Below are 23,094 nucleotides of genomic sequence, written 5' to 3'. Positions count from 1 at the left end.
CCCGGTCCGCGGAGCGCGCTGAACCCCGGTGCGCTCCGACGGGCTATGACGAGAACGGAAAGACCAGTGGCGGAAGCCGCCAACGGCGCAGGTGCCGGCCGCAGCAGCAAACGGACCAGGCGCAGCCGTCGGAAGAACCCCGACGGCACGATGACGCTCATCGAGCACATCTACGAGTTCCGCCGCAGGCTGGGCTTCGCCCTGCTGTTCGTGGTGATCGGCGGCATCTTCGGGTTCATCTGGTTCGAGCAGCACCTTGGCCCGATCCCGTCACTGGGCAACATCGTCACCCAGCCCTACTGCGCCATCCCCCCCTCGCAGCGGTTCGGCGGCGACCAGGGCGGCTGCAAGCTCCTGCAGACCGTGCCGTTCGAAGCGTTCACGATCCGCCTCAAGATCGGTATCGCCGCCGGCGCGGTCCTGCTGTCCCCGTTCTGGCTCTACCAGTTCTGGGCGTTCATCGCCCCGGGCCTGTACTCGAAGGAGCGCAAGTACGCGCTCACCTTCGTCGGCTTCGCGTCCGTGCTGTTCGTCGCCGGCGCAGTGCTCGCCTACCTGCTCGTGCCGCACGCGCTGGCGCTGCTCGCCGGGTTCGGTCAGGAACAGTTCGTCACGGCGCTCACCGCGGACAAGTACATCTCGTTCATCCTGTCGCTGCTGGTCATCTTCGGCGTGAGTTTCGAACTACCGCTGATCATCGTCATGCTCAACATGGTCGGTGTCGTCAAGTACCAGCAGCTGCGCAAGTGGCGCCGCGGCATCCTGTTCGCGCTGTTCGTGTTCGCCGCGTTCGCCACCCCGGGCTCCGACCCGTTCTCGATGCTCGGCCTCGCCGGTGCGCTCACGATCCTGTTCGAGATCGCCATCCAGATCGCGCGCATCCACGACCGCAAGCGCGACAAGATCCGCGAAGACGAGGGCTGGGACAAGCTCGCCGACGACGAAGCCGCGCCCTTCAACTACACGCCGAGCACCGTCGAAGAAGACGAGCCCGCGACCTCGCCGCGCGCCACGACGACCGACGACATCACGTAGGCGCCCGTGGGCGTGAACGCAGCACTGGCCGTGCACCCGGCCTCCGGCCACGGAGCCGCCGCGCGCATCGCCGAAGCCGTCGCCGACCGGCTGCGCCCCGCCGTCGACCGGCTCGACGTGCTCGTCGCCACGAGCGTCGAGGAATCCCGCGCCCTCATGCGTTCCTCCCACACCGAGGGCCTCGACGTGCTCGTGGTCCTCGGCGGCGACGGCGCCGCCCACCAAGGTGTGCAGTTCTGCGCCGACCACGACGTCGCCCTCGGCCTCGTCCCCTCCGGCACCGGCAACGACCTCGCCCGCGCCCTCGGCACCCCACCCGACGCGCTCCAGGCCGCCGACGCCCTCGCCGCCGCGCTGCGCACCGGCACCCGGCGCCGCCTCGACCTCGGCCGCACCGCCGACGCGTGGTTCGCCACCGTCCTGTGCTCCGGCTTCGACGCCGCCGTCAACGCCCGCGCCAACAACCTGCACTGGCCCACCGGACCGCGCCGCTACGACGTCGCCATCCTCGCCGAGCTCGCCGCCTTCACACCCCGCCCCATCACCCTCCGCACCGACGAGCAGACCCTCGAACTCGACGCCACCCTCGTCGCCGTCGGCAACACCCCGTACTACGGCGGCGGTGTCCCCATCTGCCCCCGCGCCACCCCCGACGACGGCCTGTTCGACGTCACGATCATCGGCGCCGCCGGCCGCCTCCAGCTGCTGCGCCTGCTGCCCGGCCTGCGCACCGGCGCCCACCTCGGCCACCCCGCCGTCCGCACCCTGCGCACCCGCACCCTCGCCATCGACGCCCCCGGCACACCCGACGGCCGTGACTGGCCCGCCTACGCCGACGGCGAATCCCAGGGCACCACCCCCGTCACCGCCACGTGCGTGCCCGGCGCGCTCACAGTCGTCGCCCCGCTCCCGTAACCTGCCGGTCACCGAACGGTCGGCACGCCGCGTGCGGACTGTCGGTGCCGTGTGGAACCCTGAGTGGGTGGCCAGTAGCCCTTCACCATCCCCGGCCGAGGCCTATGCGGTCTCGCGCCGCCGCGGCAAGTACCCCGAGCTGACGCGCTTCGCCGGCGAGGTGTCCTTCGAGTTCGACGAGTTCCAGGTCCGTGGCTGCGAAGCCCTCGAAGACGGCCACGGGGTGCTCGTGTGCGCGCCGACCGGCGCCGGCAAGACCGTCGTCGGCGAGTTCGCGGTGCACCTGGCGCTGGCCGAGGGCCGCAAGTGCTTCTACACGACGCCCATCAAGGCGCTGTCGAACCAGAAGTACGCCGACCTCGTCGACCGCTACGGCACCGACGCCGTGGGCCTGCTGACCGGCGACACCTCCATCAACGGCAACGCCCAGGTGGTCGTGATGACCACCGAGGTCTTGCGGAACATGCTCTACGCCGGCAGCTCCAGCATCCCCGAGCTCGGCTACGTCGTGATGGACGAGGTCCACTACCTCGCCGACCGCTTCCGCGGCGCCGTGTGGGAGGAGGTGATCCTCCACCTGCCCGAACACGTCCGCGTCGTCGGGCTGTCGGCCACCGTGAGCAACGCCGAGGAGTTCGGCGAGTGGCTCGTGGAGGTCCGCGGCGACACCACCGTCGTCGTCGACGAGCACCGGCCCGTGCCGCTGTGGCAGCACATGCTGGTCGGCAACCGCCTGCTGGACCTGTTCGCCGGTCAGGACGAAGCCGACCCCGGCGCCGAGCTGAAGATCAACCCCGGCCTCCTGCGCCGCACCGAAGAGATCGGCCGCTTCGCCCCCGCGTCGCTGCGCGGCAACCGCGGTGGCCGTCGCGGCGCGCCCCGACCGCCGCGGTTCCGCCCGCCCTCCCGCGTCGACGTCACCGAACGGCTCGACGCGGCGGGCCTGCTGCCCGCGATCGTGTTCATCTTCTCCCGCGCCGGCTGCGACGCCGCCGTCGCCCAATGCGTGCGCTCGGGCCTGCGCCTCAACGGGCCCGAGCAGGTCGAGGAGATCCGCCGGATCATCGACGAGCGCACCGCCGACCTGCCCGAAGGCGACCTCGGCGTGCTCGGCTACTGGGAGTGGCGCGAAGCCCTCGAACGCGGCTTCGCCGGCCACCACGCCGGGCTGCTGCCCGCGTTCAAGGAGACGGTGGAGGAACTGTTCGTCCGCGGCCTGGTCAAGGTCGTGTTCGCCACCGAGACCCTCGCGCTCGGCATCAACATGCCCGCCCGCACCGTCGTGCTCGAACGGCTGGTCAAGTACAACGGCGAAGCCCACGTCGACCTCACCCCGGGCGAGTACACGCAGCTCACCGGTCGCGCCGGGCGCCGCGGCATCGACGTCGAAGGCCACGCCGTGGTCGCGTGGCAGCCCGGCGTGGACCCCAAGCAGGTCGCCGGCCTCGCCTCCACCCGCACGTACCCGCTGCGCTCCTCGTTCCGGCCCGGCTACAACATGGCCGTCAACCTCGTCGCCCAGGTCGGCGCCGACGCCGCCCGCGAGCTGCTCGAACAGTCCTTCGCCCAGTTCCAGGCCGACCGCTCCGTGGTCGGCACCGCCCGCCGCATCGAACGCAACAAGGAAGCCCTCAAGGGCTACGCCGAGGCGGTCACGGGCGACTTCGACGAGATGCTGGAGTACGTCGAGCTGCGCGCGAAGATCTCGGCGCGCGAGAAGGCGCTGTCGCGGCAGAACACCGCCGCCCGCCGCGCCGGCACCGCCGAATCGCTGGAGAAACTGCGCAAGGGCGACGTGATCGCCGTGCCCGCCGGCCGCCGCGCGGGCCTCGCCGTGGTCGTCGACCCGGGCCTGGACCCGATCCGCGAACCCCGGCCCGTGGTCGTCACCGAAGACCGCTGGTCGGGCCCGCTGTCGGTGGCCGACTTCCCGGCGCCGGTCGAGCCGCTCGGGCACATCCGCCTGCCCAAGCACCTCGAGCTCCGCTCGCCCAAGACCCGCCGCGACATCGCGTCGTCGCTGCGCAACGCGGGCATCGCCCTGCCCGGCCGGCAGCGTCGCCGCGCCGGCGCGGGCGACGACGCCGAGCTGAACTCGCTGCGCCGCGCCCTGCGCGCCCATCCCTGCCACGGCCTGGCCGAACGCGAGGCGAACCTGCGCTGGGTCGAGCGTTACCAGCGGTTGCAGGCCGAAACCGAGCAGCTCGAACGCAAGGTCGCCGCCACCACGCACTCGCTGGCCCGCGCGTTCGACCGCATCCTCGCCCTCCTCGGTGAACGCGGCTACCTCGGCCCCGGCACCGGCGAGGACCGCGTCACCGAGCACGGCCACCGCCTCGCCCGTCTCTACAGCGAGTCCGACCTGCTCGCGGCCGAGTGCATCCGCCACGGCGTGTGGGAGAACCTCGGTCCCGCCGAGCTCGCCGCGGTGGTCTCGACCCTCGTGTTCGAAGCCCGCCGCGACACGGCGGGGGAGCCGCGGCTGCCCGGCGGCGCCGTGCCCAAGGCCTGGGAGGAGACCACCAAGCTGTGGGTCGACCTCACCGAGGACGAACGCCGCCACCACCTCGACCGCACCCGCGAGCCCGACGCGGGCTTCGCGTGGCCGGTCTACCGGTGGGCGCGCGGCGAATCGCTCGAAAAGGTCCTCACCGCCGCCGAAACCAACGGCCAGGAGCTCTCGGCCGGTGACTTCGTGCGCTGGTCGCGTCAGGTGATCGACCTGCTCGACCAGATCCGCGACGTCCTCGGCAAGGCCGACCCCGTCGGCGCCGCCGCCGCGGACGCCGTGCGCGCCCTGCGCCGCGGCGTCGTCGCGGCCGGTGGCGCGTGAAATCGGCGTTACCCGAAAGGCGTTCGCGGGCACGCGGAGGTCACCGGTCGGACAGGGTGTGCGTGGACGCGTGTGCTCGGCCCCGACCTGTGGTTGGATCGCGCACGACACCGTGGGCCGCAGCCCCTCCCCGCGCGGGTGGAGCTGCGGCCACAGGCGAACAAGGCGGAGGCAAGCGATGAGCACGCCGTATGGCGGCAACGACCCCCAGCAGCCCCAGTACGGGCAGCAGCCGCAGTACGGGCAACAGCCGGGCGGCGCCTACCCGCCGAGCGGGCCGCAGGAACAGCAGCAGCCCTACAACCCGCAGCAATACGGCCAGCAGCAGCCCCAGCCCTACGACTCGCAGCCCACCCAGTGGGTGCAGCCCTCGCAGCCGCAGCAGCCCCAGTACGGCCAGCAACCGCAGTACGGGCAGCAGCCCGGTGGCTACACCCCGCCGCAGCAGCCGCAGTGGGGCCAGCAGCCGCCCCCGCAGCAGTACGGGCAGCCGTATGACCCCAACCGCCCGCAGCAGCCCCAGTACGGACAGCAGCCCGGCGGTGGCTACCCGCAGAGCGGGCCCCAGCAGCAGCCGCTCTACGGCCAGCAGCCGCCGAGCGGGCCGCAGGCCCAGCCCGGCCAGTACGACTACGGCCAGCCCACCGCCATCGCCCCGTCCGCCGGAGGCTCCGGTGAGCAGCCGAAGTCGAAGAAGGGCCTGTTCATCGGCGTCGGCGCGCTCGTCGTGGTCGTCGCGGTGGTCGCGGTGCTCGGGTTCGTCGCACCGGGCTTCTTCAAGACCGAGGTCTTCAACAACACCCAGATGCAGACCGACGTCGCGAAGCTGCTCACCGACACGTACAAGATCGAAGGCGTCAGCGGCGTCACCTGCCCGGCCGAGCAGAAGGTCTCCGACGGCGCCACGTTCGAGTGCACCGCGACCATCAACGGCAAGCCGCAGCAGGTGAAGATCACCGTCAAGGGCACCGACGGCAACTACGAGGTCTCACCGCCCGCCGCCGGCTGACCGGCGGTAAATCGGTGGACCACCCCGCGCGCGGCACAGGATGATCCGCTCATGAGCGACCACACCGTACGGCTGCTGAAGACCGCCGAGGAGCACCGCGCGGCCTGGAACCTGTTCCGGTCGTCCCTGCACGTCAAAGACGGCAGCGACGAGGAGTGGGAGCGCGTCGCCGACGCGCTCCAGGCCTCGCGCCGGTTCGGCGCCTACGACCCCGAGCTGATCGGCACGGTGTACGCGTTCGACGCGGAAACGGTCGTGCCCGGCGGCGCCCGCGTGCCGCTCGCGGCCGTCACCGGCGTCGGGGTCCGCGCCGGCCGGACCCGCCGCGGGGTGCTCAGCTCGATGATGTCCGCGCAGCTGCAGGACTTCGCCGAACGCGGTGTCACGCTCGCGACCCTGCACGCCAGCGAGGGCGTCATCTACGGCCGCTACGGCTACGGGGTCGCCACCCTCAGCCGCGACCTCACCGTCGAGCGCCACCGCGCCCGGCTGCGGCCCGACGTTCCGGCCGGCGGCGAGGTCAGCGTGTTCGGCCTCGACCAGGCCTCGATCCAGTGGCCCGACCTCTACGACGCCACGAGCCTGACCCGTGCCGCCGCGATGACCCGGCCCCCGTACTACTGGCCCCCGCACGAGAACTACCTGCGCCGTGAATCGAGCCCGATCGAGACCGCGGTGCACCGCGGTCCGGACGGCGTCGACGGCTTCGCCGTGTACCACGTCAACCGCGACGCGGGCCGCCAGAAGATGAGCGTGCTGCAGTTCCAGTACACCAACCCGGCCGCGTTCGCGGGGCTGTGGCGGTTCCTGCTCTCGGTCGACCTCGTCGACGAGATCTCCGTGCTCGCCCGGCCGCTCGACGAACCGGCGGAGCTGCTGTTCACCGACCCGCGCGCGGTCAAGATCACCGGCGTGGAGGACGAGCTGTGGCTGCGCGTGGTCGACGTCCCGGACGCGCTCGCCGCCCGCACCTACGCCCCGGCCGAACCGGTGGTGCTCGAGGTTCGGGACCCGCACTTGCCCGCTAACGACGGCCGCTACCGCGTGAGCGCGGACGGCGCGCAACGCTGCGACTCCGAGCCGGCGCTGCGCCTCGACGTCGCTTCGCTCGCGATGCTCTACTTCGGAGCGTGGCGCGCGTCCGACCTCGCCGACACCGGCCGGATCGAGGTCCTCGACGCGGCCGCCCCGGCGCACGTGGACACGCTGTTCGGCACGCGCCGCGCCGCGTGGTGCGGTACTTTCTTCTGACCTTGACGAAGGGCCCGCAACCGGGCTCCGGGGCGGAGGAGCGGGGACATGCGCGCCGTGGCGGTGCTGGGTCTGTGCGGCCTCGGGCTGCTGCTCACCACGAGCTGCTCGACCAACCCCGACCCCACGCCGCCCACGAAAACCGTGACCGTCACCCCAACCGCCGGCGCGTCACCGGGCAGCACCGGCAGCAGCGCGCCGCCGACCACGGGGCCGGGCCGGGTGTTCGACGCCAAAGCCATGAACGCCGCCGTGGCGAAGATCCTCACCGGCACCTACCAGCTGCACGACGTCGGCGAGGTCAGCTGCCCCGACCGGCAAGCCGTCACCGACGGCTCCACGTTCCAGTGCGTGGTCGAGATCGCGGGGGAGCCCAAGCGCGTGCCCATCACGGTCACCGGCACCGGCGGCGACTACCGCGTCGACGCCCCGCGATAACCGCGTGCGCGGGCGCGCCCGGCTTGGTTGGATCGCGGGATGAGTGACTTCGCGGTCCGCCCGATCACCGACTACGAACGCCGCCCCACCTTCGACCTGCTGCTACAGGCACTGCACTCGCCGCTGCCGACGGACGACGCGTGGGCCCGGTTCGGGGATTCCTGGGCCGCACCCGGGAAGTTCGGCGCCTTCGCCGCCGACCGTCCGATCGGGATCACGAGCGGATTCCCCACCACGATCGCCGTTCCCGGCGGTGCCTCGGTGTCCGCGACGGCGGTCGACGGTGTCGGCGTGCGCGCGGACTGGACCCGCCGCGGGGTGCTCACCGCGCTGATGTCCGCGCAGCTGACCGATCTCGCGGCGCGGGGCACCACCATCGCGTGCCTGCACGCCAGCGAAGCCGTGATCTACGGCCGGTTCGGCTACGGCCCGGCCGCGCTGAGCGCGACCGTCGAAGTCACCCGGCCCGCCCGGCTGCGGGACGGCGCCGCGGCCGGCGGCGCTGTGCGCCTGCTCGACCCGGCCGAGGCGCGCGACCTGATTCCCGTGCTGTACCACCGGATCGGCCTGCACCGGCCGGGCATGATCGCCCGGCCCGAACCGTGGTGGCCCATCGCGCACGACCGCCGAGTCACCCGCGACGGCGGCTACCGCGTGGCCGTCCACACCGGACCCGACGGCGACGACGGCTTCGCCCTGTTCTGCAGCGTGGACCAGACCACGCCGGGTGGTCCCGACCACGGCCCGCTGCTCGAAGTGCGCGACCTGCACGGCGCGAACCCCGAGGCGATCACCGCGCTGTGGGGGTTCCTGCTGTCGATCGACCTCGTCGCCACCGTGCGGGCCTCGGCCCGCCCGGCCGACGAACCCGTCGCGGTCCTGCTCGCCGACTTCCGCCGCGCCCGCACCACCGCACTCGAAGACGATCTGTGGGTCCGGCTGGTCGACGTGCCCGCCGCACTCGCCGCCCGTGCTTACGGCGCCGCGGAACCCGTGGTCCTCGACGTCGCCGACCGGCTGCTGCCGGCCAACACGGGCCGCTACCGCGTCGGGCCCGAAGGCGCCGAACGCACCGACGCCCCGGCCGACCTGCAGCTGGACGTCGACACCCTCGCCATGCTCTACCTCGGCGAGTGGCGCGCGACGACCCTGGCCCACGCCGGGCGCATCACCGCAGCCGACCCCGCCACGCTCACCCGCGCCGACAGGCTGTTCACCACCGACCTGCGCCCGTGGTGCGGCACCTTCTTCTGAGCCGCGCTCAGTCCTTCGGCAGCGCGGCCAGCAGCCGCTTCACGGAGTTGCCCAGGTTCCACCGCTCGGCCAGCTCCGCGACCCGGTCCGGGTCCGCGGGGCTCGTCGGCACCGCGTCCGGCCCCGACTGCGCCACCTCCGCGTCGACGGCGACCCGCACGACCTTCGGCGCCACGGCGAGGTAGTCACCCGCGTCCTTCAGCTTCAGCCGCATCTTCAGTGGCAGCCGCGAGTCGCCCGACTCCGCGGCCGCGACCAGCTCCTCCAGCGACCCGAACTGCGTGATCAGCTTCGCCGCCGTCTTCTCCCCGATCCCGGCGACCCCGGGCAGCCCGTCCGAGGGGTCCCCGCGCAGCGCGGCCATGTCCGCGTACGCCGGCCCGGCGTTCTCGGCCGGCACGCCGTAGCGCTCGGCGATCTCGCGCTGCCCCAGCACCTCGGCCTTCGCCCAGCCCTTGCCCACGTACACGACCGAAGCCGGCGTCGGCGTCGCACGCACCAGCTGGAACAGGTCGCGGTCACCCGTGATGACCTCGACCGGCGCCCCGGTCTCGCGGGTGGCGAGCGCGCCGATCACGTCGTCGGCCTCGTAGCCGGCGGCCTCGGCCGTGGCGAACCCGAACGCGGCCAGCACGTCGAGGATCACCGGCACCTGCGGCGTGAGCGTGTCCGGCACCTCCTCCACGTCGGGGGAGTCTTCGCTCGGTTCGGCGACCCGGTGCGCCTTGTAACTGGGCAGCAGGTCGGTGCGGAACTTCGGCCGCCAGTCCGCGTCCAGGCACGCGACCAGCCGCGACGGGCGCCGGTCGGTGAGGATGCGCGCCAGCGTGTCGGTGAACCCGCGCACGGCGTTGACCGGCGTCCCGTCGGGCGCGGTCATCGAATCGGGCAGCGCGAAGTACGAGCGGAAGTACAGGCTCGCGGAGTCGAGGAGGGCGAGTGGTCCGGTCACGCGCCCAGCCTGCCACGTCCGGCCGCCGCGCACGGCACGTGACGCGCCGCCCGGTTTCCACCCGTCCGCCGCGGGTAACCCCGCTGGGGAAGCGACGAGAGGGGAGTGGCGCGTGCGCGTACTGGTCACCGGGGCGTCCGGGTTCGTCGGCAGCCGCCTGGCCGAGGCGCTGACCGGCGCCGGCCACGACGTGCGGGCCATGACCCGCAACACGGCCGGCTACCGGGGCGCCGGGACCGCCGTGTACGGCGACGTCGACGACCGCGCCTCCCTCGAGAAAGCCCTCACCGGCGTCGACGGCGCCTACTACCTCGTGCACTCGCTCGACGCCCGCGACTTCGAACGCCGCGACGCCGCCGCGGCCCGCGCCTTCGCCCTCGCCGCCCGCGACGCGAACGTGGGCCGCATCGTCTACCTCGGCGGGCTCGGCGAAGACTCCGACCAGCTGTCCGCCCACCTGCGCAGCCGCCGCCAGGTCGAGCACCTGCTGGGCACCACCGGCGTGCCGGTGACCGTGCTGCGCGCCGGGATCGTGATCGGCCACGGCGGCATCTCGTGGGAGATCACCCGCCAGCTCGTGGAACACCTGCCCGCCATGGTCACCCCGCGCTGGGCCGCCACCCGCGCCCAGCCGATCGCGATCGCCGATGTCGTGCGCTACCTCGTGGGCGTGCTCGAACCCGCCGCGGCCGAAGGGCGCACGTTCGAGATCGGCGGCAGCGAACAGCTCGCCTACCTCGACATGCTGCGCCGCGTCGCGCGGCTCGAAGGCCGCAACCCCGTGATCCTGCCCGTCCCGCTGCTCACCCCGCGGCTCTCGTCCTACTGGCTCGCGCTCGTCACCGACGTCGACGTCACCACCGGCCGCACGCTGGTCGACTCGATGGTCAACGAAGTGGTGGTGCGCGACGACGCGATCCGCGACGTCGTACCGTTCGAACCCATGGACTTCGACTCCGCCGCGCTGGCGGCGCTCGCCGAACGCGCCCAGGCGGCCTGATGCGCCGCCGGCTGCTGGCCGCCGTCACCGCGGCCGGAACCGGCCTGCTCGGCTGGTCGCTCTCGACCGAACCGGGCTCCCGCCGCTTCCCCGTGCTGACCAACGCCGTCGCCGCCACGTGGGTCGCGGGCGGGCTCGCCGCCGGGCCGCCCCCGCGCGGGCACTCCCGCCACCCCGTCGCCGGACCGGTCGCGCTCGCGGCCGGCGCGTTCGGCGTGTTCTACGGCTGCGCGCTGGTCGCGCGGCGCATCCCGCCGTTGTCGCGCGCCCTGTCCGGCGTGCTCGCCTACGCCCACCGCGGCTCCGGACCGACGGTCTACGCCACCACGCTGGTCACCGGCGCGGCCGAGGAGGTCTTCTTCCGCGGTGCCCTGCAAGGCTCGCTCACCCGCGCGCCGGTCACGACCTCGACCGCCGTGTACGCGCTGTCCACTGTGGCCACCCGCAACCCCGCACTGGTGCTCGCGTCGATCGTGATGGGCACGCTGTTCGGGCTGCAGCGCCGCGCCACCGGCGGGATCCAGGCACCGCTGCTGACCCACCTCGTGTGGTCCGCGCTCATGCTCACCGCGCTGCCGCCGCTGTTCGAAACTCCGGCTCCCGCCCGGGTGACGGGCGGCCGCGCACGCCGGTACTAGGCTCAGCCGCATGTCGCGCCGATCCCTCCACACGCCCGCCCCGGACGCCGCTGCGCTCCGTGCCCGCCTCGACCGCGCCGCGCAGGCGGCCGCCGCCGCGGACACCGACGCCCTGCTGATCGCCCCCGGGTCCGACCTGCGCTACCTGCTGGGCCAGGCGGGCGGCTCGTTCGAACGGCTCACCACGCTCGTGATCCCCGCCGACGGCACCCCCGCCCTGGTCGTGCCCAAGCTGGAGGCTCCCGGCTACAGCGACGTCCCCACCGCCGACCTCGGCGTCGAGGTCCTGACGTGGGTCGACGGCGACGACCCGTACCGGCTGGTGGCCGACCGGCTCGGCAAGCCCGGCCGCGTCGCCGTCAGCGACTTCACCCCCGCCCTGCACGTGCTCGCGCTGCGCGGCGCCCTCGGCGACGCCGAGCAGACCCTGGCCGGCCCGGTGGTGCGTGAGCTGCGGATGCGCAAGGACGCCACCGAGATCGCCGCCCTGCGTGCCGCGGGTTCCGCGATCGACCGCGTCCACGCCCGCGTCGGCGAATGGCTGCGCCCTGGCCGCACCGAAGCCGAGGTCGGCGCCGACATCGCCGCCGCGATCGTCGAGGAGGGCCACGTGGTCGCCGACTTCGTGATCGTCGGCTCCGGCCCCAACGGCGCCAGCCCCCACCACGACGTCTCCGAGCGCGTGATCGAACGCGGCGACGTGGTCGTCGTCGACATCGGCGGCCCGCTGCCCGAGGGCTACAACTCCGACTCCACCCGCACCTACGCCGTCGGGGAACCGCGCGACGCCGACGTCGCCGCCACCTACGCCGTGCTGCAGCAGGCCCAGCAGGCCGCGGTCGACGCGGTCCGCCCGGGCGCCACGGCCGAATCGATCGACGCCGCCGCCCGCGACGTGATCGAGGCCGCCGGCTTCGGCGAGTACTTCATCCACCGCACCGGCCACGGCATCGGCCTCGACGTGCACGAAGAGCCCTACATCATCGCCGGCAACAGCCTGGCGCTGGAACCGGGCATGGCCTTCAGCGTCGAGCCCGGCATCTACCAGCCGGGCCGCTGGGGCGCCCGCATCGAGGACATCGTCGTGGTCACCGAAACCGGGGTGGAGGCCGTCAACACGCGGCCGCACGAACTCGTCGTGCTCGACGCATGAGCGGCCCGCTCGAGCCGCTCGACCAGGCGATCGTCCAGGAACTCGCCGCCGACGGCCGGCGCAGCTTCACCGACCTCGCCGAACGCGTCGGGCTGTCGGTGTCCGCCGTCCACCAGCGGGTGCGGCGTCTCGAACAGCGCGGCGTGATCCTCGGCTACACCGCCCGCCTCGACGGCGAGCAGATCGGCCTCCCGCTCACCGCGCTGATCTCGCTCACCCCGAACGACCCGGCCGCCCCGGACGACTACCCGCAGCGCATCCAGCACATCACCGAGATCGAGTCCTGCTACTCGGTCGCCGGCGACGAGTCCTACATCCTGCTGGTGCGCGTCGCGTCCCCGCTCGGGCTCGAGGACCTGCTGCGCCGGATCCGGGAAGCCGCGAAGGTTTCGACCCGCACCACGGTCGTCCTCTCGACCCCGTTCGAAGGCCGGTCGCCGACGCTGTAGCCGTGGTGGTGCCCCCGTTCGCGCGGGCACCACCCCAGCGCCCGATTTCAGCGCCCGATTTCCAGGACGATCTTGCCCGTCGTGGCGCCGGTTTCGAGGCGGCGGTGGACGTCCGCGACCCGGTCCCACGGCACCGTCTCCACCTGCACCCGCAGGTCCCCGCGCGCGGCGGCCGCCACCGCGCGGCGCAGTGCCCGGCCGGTCTGCGCGGGGTGCGCCGCGGCGAACGCGGCGAGGTTGAACCCGGACACCGTCTTGTTCGAAAACCACAATTCGTTGGCCGGAATCCCGACGTCCTCGGCGCCCGAGGCGTTGCCCATCACCACCAGGCGCCCCAGGGGCGCCAGCCGGTCCAGGCTGGCGAGGCGCGCGCCGCCCCCGATCATGTCCACGGCGATGTCGAACTCACCGGTCTCGGCGAGCCGCTCGCGCAGGACGACCTCGTCGTAGCCGAAACCCCGGGCGACGTCGAGCTTCGCGGCACTGCCGACGGTCCCGACGACGCGGCCCGCGCCCAGCAGCCGCGCCGCCTGGCCGAGCTGGCTGCCCACCCCGCCCGCGGCGGCGTGCACCAGCACGCTCTCCCCGGGTTCGATCCGCGCGATCCGATCGAGCACCAGCAACGCCGTGGTGCTGTTGGACGGCAGGGCGGCGGCGAGCGCGGGCGCTAGGCGGACGTCGTCGAGCGGGGCGACCAGATCCGCCGAGGTCACCGCCACCTCGGCGTACCCGCCGCTGTCCACGATGGTCAGCGCCACGACCGGCTGCCCGGCCCGCAGCCCCTCCACACCGGGGCCGAGGGCACGGATCCGGCCGGCGACCTCGATGCCCGGCACGAACGGCAGCGGCACGTCGACCACACCCCGCCGGTAGAGGACCTCGGCGAAGTTCGCGCCCGCGTGGGTCACGTCGAGCGACACCTGGCCGGGACCGGGTTCGGGAACGTCGAGTTCGGCGAAGCGCAGCACTTGTGCGCCACCGAACTCGGGAATGGTGATCGCCTGCATCCGCGCGTTCGCGGTGGTGGTGGTCATGGCACCGATCCTGCGGGCCCGGCGGCGGGGAAGGCAGTGTCAGCCGATGGTGGGTGTGCCACCACCAGGCACCGGCCGCATCAGCTCCTCGAGACGCTCGGCGGTGCCGGGGCGCGGGTGGTGCAGGATCAGGTGGTGCCCCGGGTGTTCCGGCACGGGGAACAGCGTGGCGTCGAACTCCAGGACCCCGGCCCGCGGATGGTCGACCGCCTTGACCGCGCTGGTGTGCTCGGCGGCGTCGTGGCGAGCCCACAGCTCGGCGAACTCGGGACTGACCTCGGCCAGATCCGCGGCAATGCGGTCGAACTCGGGGTCGTCGGGGTAGTGCGCGGCGTCGGCCCGAAACCCCGCCACGACCTCGGGCGCGGTCTCGGCCCAGTGCCGGTGCACCACGCGGTAGCGGGCGTTGGTGAAGAACGAGACGAGGCAGTTGTGGTCGGTCTTGCCGTAGCCGAACACCACCCGAGCGGCCTCGTTCACCGCGGCGAAGTTCCAGTGCCGGTCCCGCACGTAGCCCGGCCGCGGCGACCACGCGTCCAGCAGTCGCTGCAGCTGCGACGACGGCGGCACCGAAGGCGCGGCCTTTCGCTGCGGCGGGTTGAGCCCGGCGAGCCGGTACAGGTGAGCCCGCTCGACCTCGTCGAGCTGCAACGCCCGCGCGACCGCGTCCAGGACGTCGTCGGATACCTTGATGTCGCGGCCCTGTTCCAGCCACGTGTACCAGGACACCCCGACCCCGGCCAGCACGGCGACTTCCTCGCGCCGCAACCCCGGCGTGCGCCGCCGTCCCGCGTCGGGCAGCCCGGCGTCAGCCGGGGTGACCCGCTCGCGGCGGCTGCGCAGGAACTCCCGCAGCTCGGCGCGGCGGCGGTCCCGGGAGACGGTGGTGCTCACGCACCCACATTAGAGCCGCGGTGGGCCCGGCCGGGGCCGAACGGGAAGACCGCGATCGTGTCGAGCATCGTGCGGACGGCCTCGCGCCCGCCGGTCACGGTGAGCTCGGGCTGCTCGGCCTCGCGGGCCGAGGGCGGGCCGGTCAGGAACTTCGCGAGCGCGGTCCGGGTGGCCGTCACCGTCACGTCCGGCTCGCTCGTCTCGCCCCTCGTCAGCGTCCAGCGCTCGCCGTCGAAGCCGAGCACGTGAGACTCGCCGGCGACGCGCACCAGCCAGCGCACCGGATCGAGCGCCGCGCCTGCGTCTTCGAGCTTGAGCCGCAGCGCCCACAGCAGGTGTTCCGGATGGGTGGGTTCGCCCGGCTCGGGTGGCCGCAGCGCGTTGCGCAGGCCCCACCGCGCGAGCTGCTCCAGCACCGGGACGAGCTCCTGCCCGGCCGGCGTGAGCCGGTACCGGACCTCGCGCCGCCCCGCCTCGCGGTCGGCGGCGACGATCCCCTCGTGCTCCAGCGCCCGCAGCCGCTGGGTCAGTGTTTTGGGGGTGATGCCGCCCAGCGTGTCCGCCAGATCGGTGAACCGGCGGGGCCCGTGGACCAGATCGCGCACGACGAGCAGGGTCCACCGGTCGCCGAGCACGTCCAGGGTCTGCGCCATCAGGCAGTAGTGCCCGTAGGTCTGCGTCCGCCGAGCCGTATCCATGGAAGCTATCTTATGAATACTATCCTGGAGATAGCAAACCGACGGAAGGCGTGCCCACCATGGAGCTCGAAACCCAGTACTCCACCGGCCTGTCCCAGCCGGCCATCGAGCAAGCGCTCGTGGCGGCGGGCAAAGATCTCGACCACCTCGTCGCCGCCGACCTCGCCGTGCTCGAGGACTTCCACACCATGGGCCGGCTCGCCACCGGCGGCCTGGCCGACCTCGCGAAGATCACCGCCGACGACGCGGTGCTCGACGCGGGCAGCGGCATCGGCGGCACCGCCCGCTTCCTCGCCGACCGCTACGGCTGCCACGTCACCGCCGTCGACCTGACCGACGAGTACTGCCGCACCGCCCAGCGGCTCAACGACCTCGTCGGCCTCACCGGCATCGCCGTGCACCAGGGCGACGTGACCCGCCTGCCGTTCCCCGACGCCGCCTTCACCGCGGTCTTCAGCCAGCACGTCCAGATGAACGTCGCCGACAAAGCGGCGCTCTACCGCGAAGCCCGCCGCGTCCTCGCCCCCGGCGGGCGGCTGGCGATCTGGGACATCACCGCGGGCGAACCCGGGCCGCTGCCGTACCCCTTGCCGTGGGCCGACCGCGCCGAGTTCAGCCACCTCGTCCCCGCCGACGGGCTCCGCGAGACCGTCACCGCCGCGGGTTTCACCCTCGAAGACTGGACCGACCTCACGGCCACCGCAGCCGAAGTCATGCAAGCGTTCCTCGCCCTGCCACCCAACCCCCTCGGTCTGCACACGTTCGTCGCCGACTTCCCGGCGAAGGCCGCCAACCTCGCCCAGGCCCTGTCGAGCGGCCGGGTCCGCGCCATCCGGGGCCTCGCGCGCGTCGCCCCCTGATCCGGCTAAGACGGTCCCGGTCGAGTCTCGCCGCGTTACCCCAGTGCTCCTTGATCCGTTCGGCTGCGCGGTGATCCGAGGAGCCGCGACTTAGTGGCGCGACTCCGGATCACGCGCTCGCTAGACTGGCGCCCGCAACTCCGGTTCTCGGGAAAGGTCCCTCGTGACGCTCGGCATGGTGCTCGGCGACTCCTCGCGCACTTCGGCGCCGAGGCGATAACCACACCCCTCACCGGCCCCGGTCCGGGGCCGTCCGCACTCGTGCCCGAAGTGCTCGCCGTGCCCCCGCACGTCCGGACACCAGGAGCCCGAGGTTGCCCCCTGCTCACCTGCCGGCGCGGTTCGTACCCGCCGACAACCGCCTCACCGTCGCCGCCGCCCACCGGCTCGCCCGCGAAGGCACCGCCCTCCTGTGGCGCGGCGACTACCCCCAAGCGCGGCGGTTGCTCACCGCACTGGGCCGCCGGCTCGACCGGCACCCGCCCCGACCGGCCGGCGACCCCGCCGAGGCCTTCCACCGGCACCGCCGCGCGCGCCGGCACCGCGCCCGCGTGCTCGGCCATCTCCTCGTCGCCCTCGACGCGGACTACCGTCTCGACCTGCGCCGCGCCCCGGACGTCCGCGAAGCGTGCCGCGAGGCTTTCGGGCCCGCGACCGGACCGTCGGTGCTGCCGCTGAGCGAACTGCTCGGGGTACTCGCCGCCCACCAGTGGCGAGTGCGCGGGGTACCGGTCGCCGCCCTGGGTGCGCGGATCCACCCGCACTACGGCGTTTTCCCGCCCACCAGGAACGAGTACGTCGACCTCGTCGCCCAGGCGCCGTTTCCCGCGCGGGCGCGCACCGCGTTCGACCTGGGCACCGGCACCGGGGTCCTCGCCGCCGTGCTGGCCCGGCGCGGGGTGGGGCGGATCGTCGCCACCGACAGCAATCCGCGTGCTCTCGACTGCGCGCGCGACAACGCCGCCCGGCTCGGCCTCGGCGCCGTGATCGAGGTGGCGGGACCCGCTCTCTACCCGGACGGACGCGCGGACCTCGTCGTCGCCAACCCGCCGTGGCTGCCCGAGAACCCGGTGTCGGCCCTGGAGGAAGGTGTCTACGACCCGGGCAGCCGCATGCTGCGCGGCGTCCTGGCCGGGCTATCTGCCCACCTGACACCCGCCGGTGAGGGCTGGCTGGTGCTCTCCGACCTCGCCGAGCGCCTCGGTCTGCGCACCCGCGCCGAACTGCTCGACGGCATCGACGGTGCCGGGCTGCGCGTGGCCGGGCGGCTCGACACCGCGCCACGCCACCGCAAAGCGGCGGACCCGCACGACCCCCTGCACACCGCCCGTGCCGGCGAGGTGGTGTCCTTGTGGCGCCTCCGCCCGGCCTGACGGCTGGTACGATAAAAGGTATGGCAACACGTAAGGTGACACTTTCGCTCGACAGCGGTGCCCTCGAGTTCGCCGAGCGCGCCGCTCGCGCGCACGGGATCTCAGTCTCCTCCTGGCTGTCGAAAGCGGCCAGGCGCGAGGCGGTCAGGACCGGCTACACGCCGCAGCGGACCCCGGCGAAGCCGGCGGCCGAGGCGGACGAGGCGGAACGTTCCGAGGCCGAAAAGGACATGCGTGCGCAGGGGTGAAGTCTGGACGTACCACCCCCCGACCGAACCGGCCCGCGAACGGACGGTGGTGATCCTGTCCTCCGACGGGGTCAACGAGTCCGAACGACCCTGGCTGCTCGGCACGGAACTGCTCGACCGCGATCCGCAGGACATCCTCGGGGTCGCGATCGACGCGCGTTACTGGGTGTCCACCCTCAACCTCACCCGCCTGTACCGGCCGTGGCTGGCCGAGCGGATCGCCGAGATCGACCACGAGGTGCAGGAGCACATCGACGTCGCGCTGCGGGCCGCGCTCGACCTCTGAGCGGGGTCAGCGGTTCACGACCTCCGGCACGGCGTGCAGCTTGCCGTCCGGACCGGCCAGGCACGTGGCGTTGCCGTCGCGGACCGCGAGGAACTCCGACAGGCAGTCGGCGATCGCGGCGTGGCCGGCGGCGTTGGGGTGGAACGACTCCTGCAGCGCGTGCTGCGCCCGGTCCGTCTGCCCCAGGTCGCTCAGGTGCAGCGTCAGCCGCGTGAACCACTCCGACGCGGGGTCGGGACCGCCGCTGCACGCTTCGTGGTGCTCACCCGCGCGCGCGAGGTCGAGGAACCGCGCGCCCGACTGCACGGCCGCCTGCTTCAGGCCGGCCGACAGGGTGGTGATGCCCGTGGTGGAGATCCACTGCAGGTCGTCGGTGCGGAACGGGCAGCCGTTGAGGTTCTGCAGGTCCGCCGGGATGCCCGGGGCGACGGGGGTGGCGTAGGACTGCAGCACCAGCTGGTAGTCCGCCGGCACGTACCCGGCCTGCGCGAGGACCTTCTTCACGTCGCCGATCGCGTTGACGACCTTCGGCACCATCGCGTCCACTTTGGACCTCCACGTGGTCCGCAACACCGAGCTGCACGAAGGCGCGCCCGCGGTGAACCACGCCTTGAAGCACGCCGACACCTGCGCGGAGAACTGCGGGTCGTCGTTCGCGCCGATCGCGATCACCACGGCCGCGACCCGGTGGTTCTTGAGCACCCCGGCCAGCTGCTGCGCCTGCGACTGCTCGCCCCACTGCTTCACCCCGCCCAGCGCCACCTGCTCCGCCGGCGCTCCGGAGCACGCCAGGTTCACCCGTGCCGTCACGTCGGGGATCCGGACCTTCTGCACGAACGCGTCGGTCGAGCGGTGGCACCAGTCGCCGTTGCGGCCGTCGGTATCGGGTGTGTAGTGCCCCGCGCCCTCACCGGACACGGTGCTGTCGCCCATCGCCACCACCGTCAGCGGGCCCGTGCCGGGCGGGCCCTTGCGCGGCAGGGGCAGCCCGTTCTTGCTGCCGGGGCCGGAAAACACGAAAAAGCCCACGAGCACCGCTACGCAGGTCAGGACCAGGGCCCCCCACCACCACCGGAATCGTCGCATCGCCGTCCGAGTCTAGCGAGCACCACGAGCACCCGGAGCGTCCCCGGCCCGCGATGGGGCGCCGGGCACCACCGGGAACGGAGCGGATGTCGTGAACCGGCACGAGGCGGACGATCGGAGCAGCTCACCCGCGCGAGCCGTCCACACTGGACGGCTCCGGGCCGCCGGCGCTCAGCCGAGCGCGGCGCGTTTGCGTTCCAGCAGCGTCCGTTCGGCGGCGTTCCCGGTGAGGTCGATGGCCCGGGTGTAGGCCGCGGCGGACTCCTCGGTGCGGCCGAGCCGGGCCAGCAGGTCGGCGCGCACGGCGTGGAACAGGTGGTACCGGGTGAGCGCCAGCTCGTCCACGAGTGCCAGCGCCGGCCCGGGGCCGGCGACCTCCGCGATCGCGATCGCGCGGTTGAGCGCGACCACGGGCGTCTTTGCGAGGGTGAGCAGGTGGTCGTAGAGCTGGGTGATCTGCCGCCAGTCGGTGGTTTCGGCGGTGGCCGCGTCGCCGTGGACGGCGTTGATCGCGGCCTGCAGCTGGTACGGCCCGGGCCGGTCGCGGCGCAGGCAGCGGCGCACGAGGTCCTGACCTTCGGTGATGAGCGCGGTGTCCCAGCGGGTGCGGTCCTGGTCGCGCAGCAGCACCGCTTCGCCGTCGTCGCTCGTGCGGGCGGGGCGGCGGGCTTCGACGAGCAGCATGAGCGCCAGCAGGCCCAGCGCCTCCGGTTCGTCGGGCATGAGGTCCGCGAGCAGCCGGGCGAGCCGGATCGCCTCCGCGGCCAGATCGGGCCGCCCCAGCGCCGGGCCGGTGGTGGCGGTGTGGCCCTCGGTGAAGATCAGGTACAGCACTGCGAGCACCGCGCCGAGCCGGGCGGGCAGATCGGCGTCGGACGGCACCCGGTACGGGATGCCCGCGTCGCGGATCTTCGCCTTGGCGCGGGAGATGCGCTGCGCCATCGTCGGTTCCGGCACGAGGAACGCGTGCGCGATCTCGCCGGTGGTGAGCCCGCCCAGCAGCCGCAGGGTCAGGGCGACGCGGGCGGTGAGGGCGAGCGCGGGGTGGCAGCAGGTGAACACGAGCCGGAGCCGTTCGTCGCGCACGGGTCCCTCCTCGGCGGGTTCGGCGCGGGCGTGCAGCAGTGCGGCCTGCGCGTGCCGGTCGGCGCGGGCGGCCTCGCGGCGCAGCCGGTCGATGCCGCGGTTGCGCGCGGTCGTCACCAGCCAGCCGGCCGGGCTCGGCGGCAGCCCCTCGGCCGGCCAGCGGCTCGCCGCGACGGTGAAGGCCTCCTGGACCGCGTCCTCGGCGAGGTCGACGTCGCCGAACACCTTCACCAGCACGGCCACGGCACGGCCGTACTCGGCGCGGAACACCCGCGCGAGCACGGCCGCGTCCACAGTGGACACCTACTCGGCCCCCTGGAAGGGCCGGACCTCCACGGGCAGCGTGGTGATCGCCGCGATCCGCCCGGCCCAGCCGAGCGCGACGTCGAGGTCGGGCGCCCGCACGACCGTGAACCCGCCGAGGTGTTCCTTGCCCTCGGTGAACGGTCCGTCGGTCATCAGCACGTCCCCGTCCTTCGCGCGCACGACGGTGGCGGACGCGGCCGCGTGGAGGCCGCCGGCGAACACCCACGCACCGGCGGCGCGCAGTTCGGCGTTGAGGGCCTCGAGTTCGCCGCTGATCCTCGCGAGCACGTCCGCCGGGGGCGTGGGGCCGTCGGGCTGGTAGACGCTGAGCAGGTACTGCTTCATGGCTCGATCCTCTCCGGAAGTGGCTTCGCCCTCTACACGAACCGCGAACCCGCGTTTCGACACCACTCGGCCCGGAACCCGCCGGCGTCCGCCAGGAGGAGCCGTTACGGGTAACTGACGAGGTTCGACGGCGTCGTGCCCGACGGGGTGGCGGCACCGGTGTCGTTGACGACGTGGGTGATCGAGCCGCGCGTGTTGAGCGAGACCGTGAGCAGGCTGTGCAGCTTCACACCGGGGTTGTCGGGCACTTCGAACGCGTGGTAGCTCGACACGGCGGGGTCGGTGTCGAAGAAGCAGTAGCTGCCCAGGCCCCACCCCTCGTGCGCGGTGACGTCCGGCCCGACCTTGTAAGCCGCGTACCCGGCGACGCCCGCCGGGGAGTTCCACGAGGCCTGGTCCGGTACGTCGTAGGGCATCTCGTTCTGGAAGAAGATCGTCCGGCCGCGCTGACCGTTCCACACGACCTGGTACTTCTGGTAGTGCTCCACGAACAGGCCGGTGGCGAGCACGTCGTCGCCGGTGACGAGCACCCCGGTGTCGGCGGTGTTGGTGGTCCAGCCGACGGTGCCGGGGTTGCCGTGGTCGGCGCGCCAGGCCCAGGTGTGGTCGATGATCGTGTTGTCGCTGTTGACGACGAGGCTCGTGGCGGCCTTGCCCGCGACGTCGCCGCCGACGCGGAAGAACACGTCCTGCACCGTCGCCGGGTCCGCCGCGTGGTCGGTGTGCGAGCCGGCCGTGCCGACGGTCAGCAGCGCTTTCGAGCTCGTGGTGCCGGCGTCGAAGAGCAGGCCCTTGAGGCGGACGCCGTCGACGTCGGCCACGTGCATCGCGTCGATCCCGTTGTCGGGCACGAGCGTCGGGTAGCCGATGCCGAGCACGACGGTGCCGGGCCGGGTCACGTTCAGGGTCTGGTCGAGGTGGTAGACGCCGGGGGTGAAGAACAGGTCGCAGCCCGCGGCGAGGGAGCTGTTGATCGAGGCGGCGCTGTCCCCGGGCTTGACCACGTGGACCTGGCTCATCGGCACAGACGTGCCCGGGGTCGACCCGCCGGCCCAGCTGGGGCCGGACGCGCCGGTGCGCAGGGCGGGCAGGAACACGCGGTACTTGCCGCTGCCGTCGAGGTAGAGGTAGGGCACGTCCCGCGACACCGGCGTGGTGGCCAGCGTCGTCTCGGGCGGGGTCGGGAAGCTCGTCGCGGGTGCGCCGGTGGTGCCGGAGAAGACCATGTTCCACACGCCGCCGTCCCAGCTGCCGTAGGCGGAGTCGCGGGTGTACCACTGCTGCTGCGAAATCGACGCGGTCTGCCCCGACACACGGGTGTCGGCGACGTAGCCGCCGCTGGCGTAGCCGTAGCTCGCCGGGTAGAGCTGCAGTCCACCGTGGACGTCCATCCGGCGCAGCGGCGCGGCCTGCGACACGGCCCAGCGGTCGCTGCCGCTCGACGGGTTCACGGCCATGTTCTCCGCTGAGCGCCAGAAGTTCTGCAGCGCCGAGCCTTGGTCGGAGGCGTTGAAGGCGTCGACGGTGATGTCGCCGTTGATCGTCACGTCATCGGGGTTCTGCCCGAGCCCGGCCACCGAGGTGTAGTAGCCGAGGTTGTCGTGCACGGCGTAGGTACCGGGCTTGAACAGGTGCGCCACGCGCTTGTCGGTGAACTGAGCGGACTGCGTGTCCTTCAGGGCGTTGAAGTCCGCGTCGAGCTGAGCCTGGATCGTGGCGGCGGGTGTGCTCGGGTCGAAGATCCGCACGTTCGGGCCGAAGTCGGGCACGTCGGGCTGCCCCGTGCACCCGGCGGCCGAGGGTTCGGGCCCGTCGGCCGCCGACGCGAGGGGACCGGCGACGACCACCACACCGGCGGTGAGAAGAGCCGCCGCCAAGGCGGTACTCCATCGGGGGATGCGCTTGACCGTCAACCGGTTCACTCCGTGACACCTCCACCGCCGGCGCTCCG

General features: G+C 73.0%; 23 protein-coding genes. 15 read left to right on the top strand and 8 right to left on the bottom strand.

Annotation, left to right across the window (positions count from 1 at the left end; translation table 11 throughout):
• Positions 1-66: 66 nt before the first annotated feature.
• The 7 genes from tatC (at position 67) to ACIA77_RS05810 (ending at position 8,735) form a co-directional block, all read left to right on the top strand.
• Positions 67-1,035: a twin-arginine translocase subunit TatC gene (gene tatC, locus ACIA77_RS05840; RefSeq protein ID WP_395884635.1), complete on the top strand. Its 969-nt coding sequence runs from the start codon at positions 67-69 to the stop codon at positions 1,033-1,035.
• 6 nt (positions 1,036-1,041) lie between these two features.
• Complete coding sequence (locus ACIA77_RS05835) at positions 1,042-1,950, top strand: diacylglycerol/lipid kinase family protein (protein WP_395884634.1); 909 nt, start codon at positions 1,042-1,044, stop codon at positions 1,948-1,950.
• 67 nt (positions 1,951-2,017) lie between these two features.
• A complete protein-coding gene (locus ACIA77_RS05830) occupies positions 2,018-4,783 on the top strand; it encodes a DEAD/DEAH box helicase (RefSeq protein ID WP_395884633.1) in 2,766 nt (921 codons plus the stop codon).
• A gap of 178 nt (positions 4,784-4,961) precedes the next feature.
• Positions 4,962-5,792 carry a DUF4333 domain-containing protein gene (locus ACIA77_RS05825; protein WP_395884632.1) on the top strand — a complete coding sequence of 277 codons (831 nt, stop codon included), beginning with the start codon at positions 4,962-4,964 and terminating at the stop codon, positions 5,790-5,792.
• A 51-nt stretch (positions 5,793-5,843) separates the two neighbouring features.
• The gene (locus tag ACIA77_RS05820; protein ID WP_395884631.1) at positions 5,844-7,043 is read left to right on the top strand and encodes a GNAT family N-acetyltransferase; all 1,200 of its coding nucleotides are present in this window, start codon (positions 5,844-5,846) and stop codon (positions 7,041-7,043) included.
• Between the two features lie 48 nt (positions 7,044-7,091).
• The gene (locus tag ACIA77_RS05815) at positions 7,092-7,481 is read left to right on the top strand and encodes a DUF4333 domain-containing protein (RefSeq protein WP_395884630.1); all 390 of its coding nucleotides are present in this window, start codon (positions 7,092-7,094) and stop codon (positions 7,479-7,481) included.
• Positions 7,482-7,520: 39 nt separating this feature from the next.
• Complete coding sequence (locus ACIA77_RS05810) at positions 7,521-8,735, top strand: GNAT family N-acetyltransferase (RefSeq protein ID WP_395884629.1); 1,215 nt, start codon at positions 7,521-7,523, stop codon at positions 8,733-8,735.
• A gap of 7 nt (positions 8,736-8,742) precedes the next feature.
• On the opposite strand, the gene ACIA77_RS05805 is transcribed toward ACIA77_RS05810, so the two are convergent.
• On the bottom strand, positions 8,743-9,687 hold the full coding sequence (locus ACIA77_RS05805; RefSeq protein WP_395884628.1) for a 5'-3' exonuclease H3TH domain-containing protein: 945 nt from the start codon (positions 9,685-9,687) through the stop codon (positions 8,743-8,745).
• A 112-nt stretch (positions 9,688-9,799) separates the two neighbouring features.
• On the opposite strand from ACIA77_RS05805, the gene ACIA77_RS05800 reads away from it, so the two are divergent.
• From ACIA77_RS05800 to ACIA77_RS05785, 4 genes are read left to right on the top strand one after another with little or no spacing between them, the layout of a single operon-like run.
• A complete protein-coding gene (locus tag ACIA77_RS05800) occupies positions 9,800-10,687 on the top strand; it encodes an NAD(P)H-binding protein (protein WP_395884627.1) in 888 nt (295 codons plus the stop codon).
• Positions 10,687-11,325 (top strand): lysostaphin resistance A-like protein, encoded by a 639-nt coding sequence (locus ACIA77_RS05795; RefSeq protein ID WP_395884626.1) that lies wholly within the window; start codon positions 10,687-10,689, stop codon positions 11,323-11,325. The genes ACIA77_RS05800 and ACIA77_RS05795 overlap by 1 nt, the downstream gene beginning before the upstream one ends.
• Before the next feature lie 10 nt (positions 11,326-11,335).
• Positions 11,336-12,478 (top strand): M24 family metallopeptidase, encoded by a 1,143-nt coding sequence (locus ACIA77_RS05790; RefSeq protein ID WP_395884625.1) that lies wholly within the window; start codon positions 11,336-11,338, stop codon positions 12,476-12,478.
• Positions 12,475-12,927: an Lrp/AsnC family transcriptional regulator gene (locus tag ACIA77_RS05785; protein ID WP_009078207.1), complete on the top strand. Its 453-nt coding sequence runs from the start codon at positions 12,475-12,477 to the stop codon at positions 12,925-12,927. The genes ACIA77_RS05790 and ACIA77_RS05785 overlap by 4 nt, the downstream gene beginning before the upstream one ends.
• A 47-nt stretch (positions 12,928-12,974) precedes the next feature.
• Here the strand turns inward: ACIA77_RS05785 and ACIA77_RS05780 are convergent, their stop codons facing one another.
• The 3 genes from ACIA77_RS05780 to ACIA77_RS05770 are packed head-to-tail and all read right to left on the bottom strand — an operon-like array spanning position 12,975 to position 15,553.
• Positions 12,975-13,961, bottom strand: coding sequence for a zinc-binding alcohol dehydrogenase family protein (locus ACIA77_RS05780; RefSeq protein WP_395884624.1), 987 nt, complete (start codon positions 13,959-13,961; stop codon positions 12,975-12,977).
• 39 nt (positions 13,962-14,000) lie between these two features.
• Positions 14,001-14,855 (bottom strand): helix-turn-helix transcriptional regulator, encoded by an 855-nt coding sequence (locus ACIA77_RS05775; RefSeq protein WP_395884623.1) that lies wholly within the window; start codon positions 14,853-14,855, stop codon positions 14,001-14,003.
• Positions 14,852-15,553, bottom strand: coding sequence for a winged helix-turn-helix transcriptional regulator (locus ACIA77_RS05770; RefSeq protein WP_395884622.1), 702 nt, complete (start codon positions 15,551-15,553; stop codon positions 14,852-14,854). The genes ACIA77_RS05775 and ACIA77_RS05770 overlap by 4 nt, the downstream gene beginning before the upstream one ends.
• 59 nt (positions 15,554-15,612) lie before the next feature.
• Between ACIA77_RS05770 and ACIA77_RS05765 the strand changes: the two genes are divergently transcribed.
• The 4 genes from ACIA77_RS05765 (at position 15,613) to ACIA77_RS05750 (ending at position 18,320) form a co-directional block, all read left to right on the top strand.
• Positions 15,613-16,413 (top strand): class I SAM-dependent methyltransferase, encoded by an 801-nt coding sequence (locus ACIA77_RS05765; RefSeq protein WP_395884621.1) that lies wholly within the window; start codon positions 15,613-15,615, stop codon positions 16,411-16,413.
• A gap of 314 nt (positions 16,414-16,727) precedes the next feature.
• Positions 16,728-17,786, top strand: a complete 1,059-nt coding sequence (locus ACIA77_RS05760; RefSeq protein ID WP_395884620.1) for a methyltransferase — start codon at positions 16,728-16,730, stop codon at positions 17,784-17,786.
• 20 nt (positions 17,787-17,806) lie between these two features.
• On the top strand, positions 17,807-18,034 hold the full coding sequence (locus ACIA77_RS05755; protein WP_395884619.1) for a hypothetical protein: 228 nt from the start codon (positions 17,807-17,809) through the stop codon (positions 18,032-18,034).
• Positions 18,021-18,320, top strand: coding sequence for a hypothetical protein (locus tag ACIA77_RS05750; RefSeq protein ID WP_395884618.1), 300 nt, complete (start codon positions 18,021-18,023; stop codon positions 18,318-18,320). Before ACIA77_RS05755 ends, ACIA77_RS05750 begins: the two co-directional genes overlap by 14 nt.
• A 6-nt stretch (positions 18,321-18,326) precedes the next feature.
• Here ACIA77_RS05750 and ACIA77_RS05745 read toward each other — a convergent pair whose 3' ends face one another.
• The 4 genes from ACIA77_RS05745 to ACIA77_RS05730 all read right to left on the bottom strand — a co-directional run bounded on the left by ACIA77_RS05745 (position 18,327) and on the right by ACIA77_RS05730 (position 23,020).
• The gene (locus ACIA77_RS05745) at positions 18,327-19,406 is read right to left on the bottom strand and encodes a GDSL-type esterase/lipase family protein (protein WP_395884617.1); all 1,080 of its coding nucleotides are present in this window, start codon (positions 19,404-19,406) and stop codon (positions 18,327-18,329) included.
• 171 nt (positions 19,407-19,577) lie between these two features.
• Entirely contained in the window at positions 19,578-20,795 is a 1,218-nt protein-coding gene (locus ACIA77_RS05740) for an RNA polymerase sigma factor (RefSeq protein WP_395884616.1), read from the bottom strand.
• Positions 20,796-21,143: a YciI family protein gene (locus ACIA77_RS05735; protein WP_395884615.1), complete on the bottom strand. Its 348-nt coding sequence runs from the start codon at positions 21,141-21,143 to the stop codon at positions 20,796-20,798. It abuts the gene before it with no gap.
• A gap of 104 nt (positions 21,144-21,247) precedes the next feature.
• The gene (locus ACIA77_RS05730; protein ID WP_395884614.1) at positions 21,248-23,020 is read right to left on the bottom strand and encodes a hypothetical protein; all 1,773 of its coding nucleotides are present in this window, start codon (positions 23,018-23,020) and stop codon (positions 21,248-21,250) included.
• Positions 23,021-23,094 lie beyond the last annotated feature (74 nt).

It is taken from the genome of Amycolatopsis sp. NPDC051903, assembly GCF_044452505.1.
Taxonomy (GTDB): Bacteria; Actinomycetota; Actinomycetes; order Mycobacteriales; family Pseudonocardiaceae; genus Amycolatopsis.
The sequence above is the reverse complement of the archived record's forward strand: the minus strand, read 5'-3'. Positions and strand labels throughout refer to the sequence as shown.